Genomic DNA, 8,757 nt, shown 5'->3' with positions numbered 1-8,757 from the left:
TGTTCCGTGTCAGTGGAGGCGCAGTATAGGGATTTTCTGGCGGCTGACAAGGGCTAATTTTAAAAAGATGTGCGAATGTTGTTTTTTTGCCCAAAAGTGCTTCAGAACGCTAGTTTTTCGAGCTTTTCAAACCCGTAGCGCTGCAAAACGGGCATTAATTGTACTGCCTGTTCCGTAATATCCATGCAGTAAGCGATATTACTATCTGTAGAAAAGGCTTCTGGCGATTCATTTTCTAATAACCAGACGGTACGGCGAGCAATCGCAGCGCCAGAATCTATTAACCGGGTCCCTTCAGGCAGTACCTGCTGGAGCTCTTCACTAATAAGAGGGAAATGCGTACATCCCAGCACGACCGTATCCGGTGGCTCCTTCATACGCAGCCAGGGTTGTAAAATCCGCCTCACCTCTTCTATCGCCACCGGTTTGCCGTGCAGTTTCGCTTCCGCCAGCTCGACCAGCTCCGCCGAACCCAGCATTTCCGTTTTGCACTCGCTGGCAAAACGAGCCACCAGCTCATGGGTATAAGGACGCTTTACCGTACCACGCGTCGCCAACAGGCCAACGATACCGTTACGGGTTAAACGCGCAGCGGGTTTGATCGCCGGCACAACACCTACCACAGGGAAGGAGAAGCGTTCGCGTAATGCAGGCAGGGTGACCGTGCTGGCCGAGTTACAGGCAATGACCACCAGCGCGAGGGGATAACGAAGCGTGACCGCTTCAACGATAGAGACAACGCGTTCAACGATAAACTCTTCCGATTTCTCACCATAAGGAAAGGCGACGTTATCAAAAGCATAGAGATAATGGAGATCCGGCAAAAGCTTGCGGATCTCATCATAGACCGAAAGCCCACCGACGCCGGAGTCAAAAACCAGCACGGTGGGGCGCGGATTAGAAGGTGTAACTGCCGTTGAGGTAGTATTCCCGTCCAGGGGTTTCATAGCCATACACTGTCTCGTAGTCTTTATCGAACAGGTTGGCAATTCTACCACGAACAGTCAGATGGGATGTGATCGGATACGACACGGCGAGATCCCAAAGGCTGACTCCGCCCATTTTCACTGTAGGGTTGGGATAAACGTTGAAATCCTTATCATAGCGCTGGCCGAGATACTGATAGGTCACAGACCAGTCGAAGTCATATACCGTCCAGTCAAGCTGGTACTTGACCTGCTGTTTCGCACGGCGCAATAAGATCTCATTGGTGGCACCGTTACGCGGGTCCAGATAATCGAAGGAGACTTCGTGGCTCAGCGGACCGGTATCGAAGGAAGCCGTTGCTTCAACGCCCTTGATCGTGGCTTTCGAGATGTTGTAGTAACGGTAGGTCGTTGGATCGCTATCAACCAGATTGTCGATGTCATTACGATAGCCGGAGATATGCCACGTGATCGGGCCGGTCAGTCCCTCAAAGCCCGCTTCCCACTGCTTGCTCTCTTCCGGCTTCAGTTGGTCATTGCCGTAGAAGTTGCTGTACAGCTGGGCCAGGTTTGGCGCTTTGAATGCGGTACCGTAGGAAGCAATAAAGCGATAGCCCTCCACAAATTCCCAACCGGCACTGGTCTGCCAGGTATTATGCCAGCCGAACTGGGAGTTATCATCACCGCGCACCGCGCCTTCAACGGTAAACTCACCGAACCGCTGCTGCCCGGTCAGATACAGGCCGGTATTGCGAAGCTCGGTGCTGTTTGCCAGCGAGCTGGTGCCCGGCTCCGTGGTTTCCTTCTGCCAGTCGACGCCACCGCTAACGGCACCCTGCCCCACGGCGAACGTATTGCCCCACTGCACATTATACTGTTTGCTTTCATCCAGGGTCGTTGCGTCGCTATAACGCCCCAGGCGCGGATCGTAGTTGTAATCCTTGACGTGGCTGATACTGGCAACAAGCTGTGAAGAGTAGATACCCTGATTAAAGCGCAGCCCGGTGTCCCAGGTCTGGCTGTAGAGCTGGCGCGTATCAACTAACGAACCCGGCACTGTATAACCGTAACCACTGTCATAGCCGGTACGATTATCAAAACCGTATCCGCGTACGAAACCGCTGAACTGCTCGTTAAACTGGTGATTCAACGCGCCGTACAGCGTTTTGCTCATAAAGCCATCGCGATCCGGCTGGGCCGGGCCGTAATCATTTGGATAACCGGCCTTCACGTCGAAACCCCGGGTGTAGGTATAATCCCCGGCCAGCGTCACCTGGGTGTTTTCACCCAACATTTGCTGGGTGGAGCCGTTATAATTCTGGTAGCTGTTTGAACCCACCCCGGCTTCCAGCGTCGTACCTTCACCTTCACGCGTGGTGATAATGTTAACCACGCCGCCAATAGCATCGGAACCATAAACCGCAGAACGGGCACCGCGGATATACTCAACGCGCTGCACCAGAGCCAGCGGAATCTGGCTGATATCTGCAGAACCGGTGATACCGGCCTGATTCAGACGGATGCCGTCAATCAGCACCAGCACATGATTAGAGTTGGTGCCGCGAATAAACAGGCTGGTCTTTTGCCCCATCCCCCCTTGCTGTACGGCATCGACGCCGGGCAAGCGGCGCATCACATCACTCAGGCTTTTAGACTGCCAGCGATCGATTTCAGCGCGAGTCACAACGGTGGTCGGCGCAAGTACTGTATTGATCGGCTGCTGAAATCGGTTCGCCGTTACAACCTGCGTCTCTTCTTTATTATCCTGTGCAAAGCCATACTGCGCCCAGAGTGCAATTGCCGTTGCGCTAAAGGCAAACAGCGATTTATTCATTTTTTTCATTGTATAGAGCATCCAAAAAACCAGCAGGATGCCGCAGGCTTACGATCGATAGCACGCGATGATCGTAATAATGCGACGTTAATCCGGCAGGTCTTCGGGCTCAGTGTCGTAAAAGGCAAAGACTTCCCATCCGTAGACAGTGTCTGCTTGCGCGATTGCCATGACATTCTATACCGCTGCGCGTCAGCTCCAGATTTTCACTGGATTCCCTTTTAACTCGTGGAGAGGCCGGAGAGCGCATTTTATGTATAACGCAATTGGAAGTCCAGACAGCTGGACATCCATAATGGCAATTCGTTCACAATGCTGGACATCAGATGTGGAATCCCTACAATCGCCCGGCTATCTCCGCCAAATATCCAGGAACCACTATGACGCCCGAACAGCTGCCCGTAGAACACTATGAAGATCAGCTTGCCGAAAAGGTAAACCGCCTGACGTCGATGATGTCAGCCTTTAACGCGCCCGAAGTTGAAATCTTTCGTTCGCCGGTCAGCCACTATCGGATGCGTGCCGAGTTTCGCGTCTGGCACGATGGTGATGACCTCTATCACATCATCTTCGATCAGCAAACGCGTGAAAGAATCCGCGTTGACAGCTTCCCGGCCGCCAGCGAGTTAATTAATCGCCTGATGCCAAGATTACTGGCTACGCTGCGGGAAACACAGGCGCTGCGCTTTAAGCTGTTCCAGATTGACTACCTCTCTACGCAAAGCGGTCAGGTTGTGGTTTCACTGCTGTACCACCGCAAGCTGGATGAAGTCTGGCAGCAGGCCGCGGAGCAGCTGCGCGATGCGCTGCGTGCTGAAGGGTTTAATCTGCATCTGATTGGCCGCGCCACCAAAACCAAGATCTGCCTCGATCAGGATTTCGTTGATGAATGCCTGACGGTGGATGGCCGGGAGATGATTTACCGCCAGGTCGAAAACAGCTTCACCCAGCCTAATGCCGCCATGAACGTGAAAATGCTGGAATGGGCGCTGGATACCACCCGTAACTCAAGCGGCGACCTGCTGGAACTGTACTGCGGCAACGGCAACTTCTCGCTGGCGCTGGCACGTAATTTCCGCCGGGTACTGGCGACCGAAATCGCCAAGCCTTCAGTCGCCTCGGCGCAGTACAATATTGCGGTAAATCAGATTGATAACGTACAGATCATTCGTATGGCGGCGGAAGAGTTCACCCAGGCGATGAACGGTGAAAGAAGTTTTAACCGTCTGGAAGGGATAGACCTGAAGAGCTACGAGTGTGAAACCATCTTTGTCGATCCGCCACGCAGCGGTCTGGATGATGAAACGGTGAAAATGGTGCAGGCCTATCCGCGCATCCTTTATATCTCCTGCAATCCTGAAACGCTGTGCAACAACCTCGCCACGCTATCGGCCACTCACGATGTGACCCGCCTGGCGCTGTTTGATCAGTTCCCGTATACCCATCATATGGAATGCGGCGTACTGCTAACCCGGCGTTAAACAATCAGGGCGATCGGTCGATCGCCCTGAAATTCAGCTGCTCTTACGCACCCGCCACTTGCTCACAATCCAGAACACGACCGCCACCATCAAGATGGTCGGGATAAAGTTCGAACCAATGTCCGGATACTCCGCCCGTACCATCGCGCTATACAGCAGAATACCCAGCAGGAAGAATGCAGCGGCCAGCGACGGCATCCCGTCAGGCATTGAGCGATTCAGATAGCGCTGGTGCAGACTCCAGGCAGCGAGCACCAGGGCAATAATCGGGAACATTGAAAAGGGTACTATCGAGCTAAAAAGTGCAGAAAAACTGCCGTTAATGGAAAGCCCGGTTAAAAACGCCAGCAGCAGCGTTCCTTTGTCTCTGCCTGAAGCTAAACTCATGTCTCCACCTTTTTAATCGTTGGATGCCAGCGTCACAGCCAGTCTCTCCTGCTCACGGCGATACCAGTAATATGCCCCTTTCGAGATCATACGCAGTTGCAGTACCAGCCGTTCTTCCAACTGACGACGCTGTCCGGCATCAATATCCAGTGCTTCTGCACCGGCGTTAAACACAATGATGACCATCGCTTCCGCCTGTGCTTCGGTGAAGCTGCGCGGCATGCGATTTTCCACTTCCAGATAATCCGCCAGTTCGGCGATAAAATGCTGTATTTCCCGAGCGACGGCGGCACGAAAGGCGGCGGATGTCCCTGAGCGCTCACGCAGCAAAAGGCGAAAAGCGTTGGGGTTATCGCCAATAAACTCCATGAAAGTCGACACGGAAGTGCGAATAACGCTGCCGCCTTTGGCAATACGCTGACGCGCCTGTCGCATTAGTTGACGAAGCATTAAGCCACTTTCGTCTACCATGGTTAACCCCAGTTCATCTACATCACGAAAGTGACGATAAAATGACGTCGGGGCAATTCCAGCCTCTCTGGCCACCTCGCGCAGACTCAGGCTGGCAAAGCTACGCTCGGCACTTAACTGGCTGAATGCCGCCTCAATAAGTGACCGCCGTGTACGTTCTTTTTGCTGCGCTCTGACGCCCATTTTTGTGCCTGTTTAGCCTGCAAGTGGGCACTATAGCAAAAATTTCAGCGTACAGTGCCGCAAACTTTGTGACCGCCTGTTAACCTGGAAATTTGGCAAATGGTGGCAAAAAAAGCGGTAAGAATTGGGAAGTTGGCCGCTGGATGTTAGAATATCGTTGTAAAATTGTTTTATAAAATAGGACGTATTGGTATGCAACAGTCTTATGATTACGACGCCATAATTATTGGTTCAGGCCCGGGCGGTGAAGGTGCTGCCATGGGGCTGGTGAAACAGGGAGCGCGAGTCGCAGTGATCGAGCGCTACCACAATATCGGCGGCGGATGTACACATTGGGGAACGATTCCGTCGAAAGCACTTCGTCATGCCGTTAGCCGCATTATCGAATTTAACCAGAACCCACTGTATAGCGACCACTCACGTCTCCTTCGCTCCTCCTTTGCCGACATTCTCAACCACACCGAGAACGTAATTAGTCAGCAAACCCGTATGCGCCAGGGATTCTACGAACGAAATCACTGTGAGATGTTCCAGGGGGATGCGCGTTTTGTTGATGCCAACACCATTGAAGTCGAAAGCCCTGATGGCACCACCGAACGCCTGACCGCTGAAAAATTTGTGATCGCCTGTGGTTCACGCCCTTACCATCCGCCGGATGTCGATTTTACCCATCCGCGGGTTTACGACAGCGATTCCATCCTTAATCTTCACCATGAGCCGGGCCACGTCATTATCTACGGTGCCGGGGTCATTGGCTGTGAATACGCTTCGATCTTCCGTGGGCTGAACGTCAAAGTCGATTTGATTAACACCCGCGATCGCCTGCTGGCCTTCCTCGATCAGGAAATGTCAGATTCGCTCTCATACCACTTCTGGAACAACGGCGTGGTGATTCGCCATAACGAAGAGTTCGAGAAAATTGAAGGGGTTGAAGATGGCGTGATTATGCATCTGAAATCCGGTAAAAAGCTGAAAGCGGACTGCCTGCTGTACGCCAACGGACGCACCGGTAACACCGACTCGCTGTCGCTGGAAAATGTCGGGCTGAAGGCCGATGGCCGTGGGCTGCTGAAGGTCAACAGCATGTATCAGACCGCACAGCCGCATATCTACGCGGTGGGCGATGTGATTGGCTACCCAAGCCTGGCTTCTGCCGCCTACGATCAGGGGCGCATTGCGGCACAGGCCCTGATGAAAGGCGAAGCCAACGCACACCTGATTGAGGATATCCCTACCGGTATCTACACCATTCCGGAAATCAGCTCCGTGGGTAAAACCGAGCAGCAGCTGACGGCGATGAAAGTGCCGTATGAAGTGGGCCGCGCACAGTTCAAACATCTGGCACGCGCGCAGATTGTCGGGATGAACGTCGGCAGCCTGAAGATCCTGTTCCATCGCGAAACCAAAGAGATCCTCGGCATTCACTGCTTTGGTGAACGTGCCGCCGAGATTATTCATATCGGTCAGGCGATTATGGAGCAGAAAAACGGTGGCAACACGATTGAGTACTTTGTGAATACCACCTTCAACTACCCGACTATGGCCGAAGCCTATCGGGTGGCGGCGCTAAACGGCTTAAATCGCCTGTTTTAATCCGCCAATCATCACGCCCTGCATATGTGTTCGGATCGCCTCTGCCAGCTGTTCATAACGGCCGCGCAGGGGCGAGCCCGGACGATATACCAGGGCAATGGTACGCTGTGGTTCAGGCTTGTAGCAGGGCAGATAGCATACGCCATCACGCACCCGCTCTTTCGGCACGGCCAGCGCGGGTAACAGCGTAATTCCGCTGCCCGCCGCCACCATGTTACGTAGCGTTTCCAGACTGGTCGCGCGGAAATGCGTATCCTCATCGGCACCGGCCTGGAAGCAGAAACCCATCGCCTGATCGCGCAGGCAATGACCGTCTTCCAGCATCAGCAGCTTTTCACCGGCCAGATCCGACATCGGCACACGATCGCGATCGTGCCACGGGTGATCCTGATATACCGCCAACTTCATCGGCTCATCAAACAGCGGCACTTCAATAAACGCTTCCGACTCTTTGACCAGAGCAAGAATGGCACAGTCCAGCTTGCCGCTGTCGAGCTGCGCCAGCAGCTGCTGGGTTTGCGCCTCGTGCAGATACATCTCCAGCTTGGGGAACGTTTTATGCAGCGACGGAATAATCTGCGGCAGCAGATAAGGGCCCACGGTGGGGATCAGCCCGATATGCAGCGGACCGGACATTGCCTCGCCCTGCTGGCTGGCCATCTCCTTCAGCACCTTGACTTCACGCAGAACGGTACGCGCCTGATCCACCAGCAGAAGCCCCGCCTGGGTAAACAGCACCTTACGGCTGGTGCGCTCAAGCAGCATAACGCCCAGTTCATCTTCCAGCTTGCGGATCTGTCCGCTCAGGGTCGGCTGGCTTACATGACAGGCATCCGCTGCACGACGAAAATGACGATGCTCCGCCAACGAAACCAGATACTCAAGATCACGAATATTCATCTTATCCTCCAGACCACGATAGTCCGTGGCGATAGATAGGATAGCAATCAACGATTAGCCCTATCAACCCTCGATCACAATAATGTGTCCGTACACAAATCGCACACCCGAAAATTAAACGATGAGGTCTTTACATGTTTGCAAGTCAGGAAGGTAAATCCATCCCACAGGTCACTTTTCACACGCGTCAGGGCGACAGCTGGGTCGATGTCACCACTGATGAGCTGTTCAAAGACAAAACGGTGATTGTTTTCTCTCTGCCGGGTGCGTTTACTCCAACCTGTTCGTCCAGCCATTTGCCACGCTACAACGAACTGGCCGGCGTATTCAAAAGTCACGGCGTGGACAGCATCCTCTGCGTGTCCGTTAACGACACCTTCGTGATGAATGCGTGGAAAGCCGATCAGCATGCCGAGCACATCAACTTTATTCCCGACGGCAACGGTGAGTTCACCCGCGGTATGGAGATGCTGGTAGAGAAAGCCGATCTCGGCTTCGGCCCGCGCTCATGGCGCTATTCAATGCTGGTGCGTAACGGCGTAGTGGTCAAAATGTTCGTTGAGCCAAACAAACCGGGTGACCCGTTTGAAGTCTCCGATGCCGATACTATGCTGCGCTACGTTGCGCCGGAGTTTAAGGTACAGGAGTCTGTATCACTGTTCACCAAGCCCGGCTGCCCGTTCTGCACCAAAGCGAAACAGATGCTGCTGGACCGCGGTATGCAGTATGAAGAAATTGTGTTGGGCCAGGATGCCACCACTGTAAGCCTGCGCGCAATGACCGGCCGCGCCACCGTGCCCCAGGTCTTTATTGGCGGGCGCCACATCGGCGGCAGCGATGATTTAGAAAAGTTTTTTGCCGCCTGAATGACGGACTGATTTCGCTGGCTGAACGCTTCATTAATTGAGCGGCGATGTCGACAAATTAGCTTAGTGACTAGTCCTGATTTAGGTTGACAACGTTCTGCCTGTAAAACGCCCGA

General features: G+C 53.6%; 8 protein-coding genes and 1 riboswitch. Of the genes, 3 read left to right on the top strand and 5 right to left on the bottom strand.

Translation table 11 applies throughout. The features are described 5' to 3' along the window. Window positions 1-101: 101 nt before the first annotated feature. Together murI and btuB are read right to left on the bottom strand one after the other, a co-directional pair. Window positions 102-953: a glutamate racemase gene (murI, locus tag IBT46_RS26710; protein ID WP_200548092.1), complete on the bottom strand. Its 852-nt coding sequence runs from the start codon at window positions 951-953 to the stop codon at window positions 102-104. Beyond that, complete coding sequence (btuB, locus tag IBT46_RS26705) at window positions 898-2,769, bottom strand: TonB-dependent vitamin B12 receptor BtuB (protein WP_200548091.1); 1,872 nt, start codon at window positions 2,767-2,769, stop codon at window positions 898-900. The genes murI and btuB overlap by 56 nt, the downstream gene beginning before the upstream one ends. A gap of 67 nt (window positions 2,770-2,836) precedes the next feature. Continuing rightward, a riboswitch (cobalamin riboswitch) is annotated at window positions 2,837-3,017 on the bottom strand. Between the two features lie 123 nt (window positions 3,018-3,140). Here btuB and trmA point away from each other — a divergent pair. Then, a complete protein-coding gene (gene trmA, locus IBT46_RS26700) occupies window positions 3,141-4,241 on the top strand; it encodes a tRNA (uridine(54)-C5)-methyltransferase TrmA (protein WP_200548090.1) in 1,101 nt (366 codons plus the stop codon). Window positions 4,242-4,274: 33 nt separating this feature from the next. Here the strand turns inward: trmA and IBT46_RS26695 are convergent, their stop codons facing one another. Both IBT46_RS26695 and fabR read right to left on the bottom strand, forming a co-directional pair. Beyond that, a complete protein-coding gene (locus IBT46_RS26695; protein WP_105594511.1) occupies window positions 4,275-4,628 on the bottom strand; it encodes a YijD family membrane protein in 354 nt (117 codons plus the stop codon). 12 nt (window positions 4,629-4,640) lie between these two features. Then, window positions 4,641-5,282, bottom strand: coding sequence for an HTH-type transcriptional repressor FabR (gene fabR, locus IBT46_RS26690; RefSeq protein ID WP_105594510.1), 642 nt, complete (start codon window positions 5,280-5,282; stop codon window positions 4,641-4,643). 192 nt (window positions 5,283-5,474) lie between these two features. On the opposite strand from fabR, the gene sthA reads away from it, so the two are divergent. After that, window positions 5,475-6,875 (top strand): Si-specific NAD(P)(+) transhydrogenase, encoded by a 1,401-nt coding sequence (gene sthA, locus IBT46_RS26685; protein WP_105594520.1) that lies wholly within the window; start codon window positions 5,475-5,477, stop codon window positions 6,873-6,875. Here sthA and oxyR read toward each other — a convergent pair. Beyond that, on the bottom strand, window positions 6,858-7,775 hold the full coding sequence (gene oxyR, locus IBT46_RS26680; protein ID WP_105594509.1) for a DNA-binding transcriptional regulator OxyR: 918 nt from the start codon (window positions 7,773-7,775) through the stop codon (window positions 6,858-6,860). The two genes, sthA and oxyR, sit on opposite strands and share 18 nt — an antisense overlap. Window positions 7,776-7,909: 134 nt before the next feature. Between oxyR and IBT46_RS26675 the strand changes: the two genes are divergently transcribed. Beyond that, the gene (locus tag IBT46_RS26675) at window positions 7,910-8,641 is read left to right on the top strand and encodes a redoxin family protein (protein WP_200548089.1); all 732 of its coding nucleotides are present in this window, start codon (window positions 7,910-7,912) and stop codon (window positions 8,639-8,641) included. Window positions 8,642-8,757 lie beyond the last annotated feature (116 nt).

This window comes from Erwinia sp. S38, from assembly GCF_016624545.1.
GTDB classification, from domain to species: domain Bacteria; phylum Pseudomonadota; class Gammaproteobacteria; order Enterobacterales; family Enterobacteriaceae; genus Erwinia; species Erwinia coffeiphila.
The sequence above is the reverse complement of the archived record's forward strand: the minus strand, read 5'-3'. Positions and strand labels throughout refer to the sequence as shown.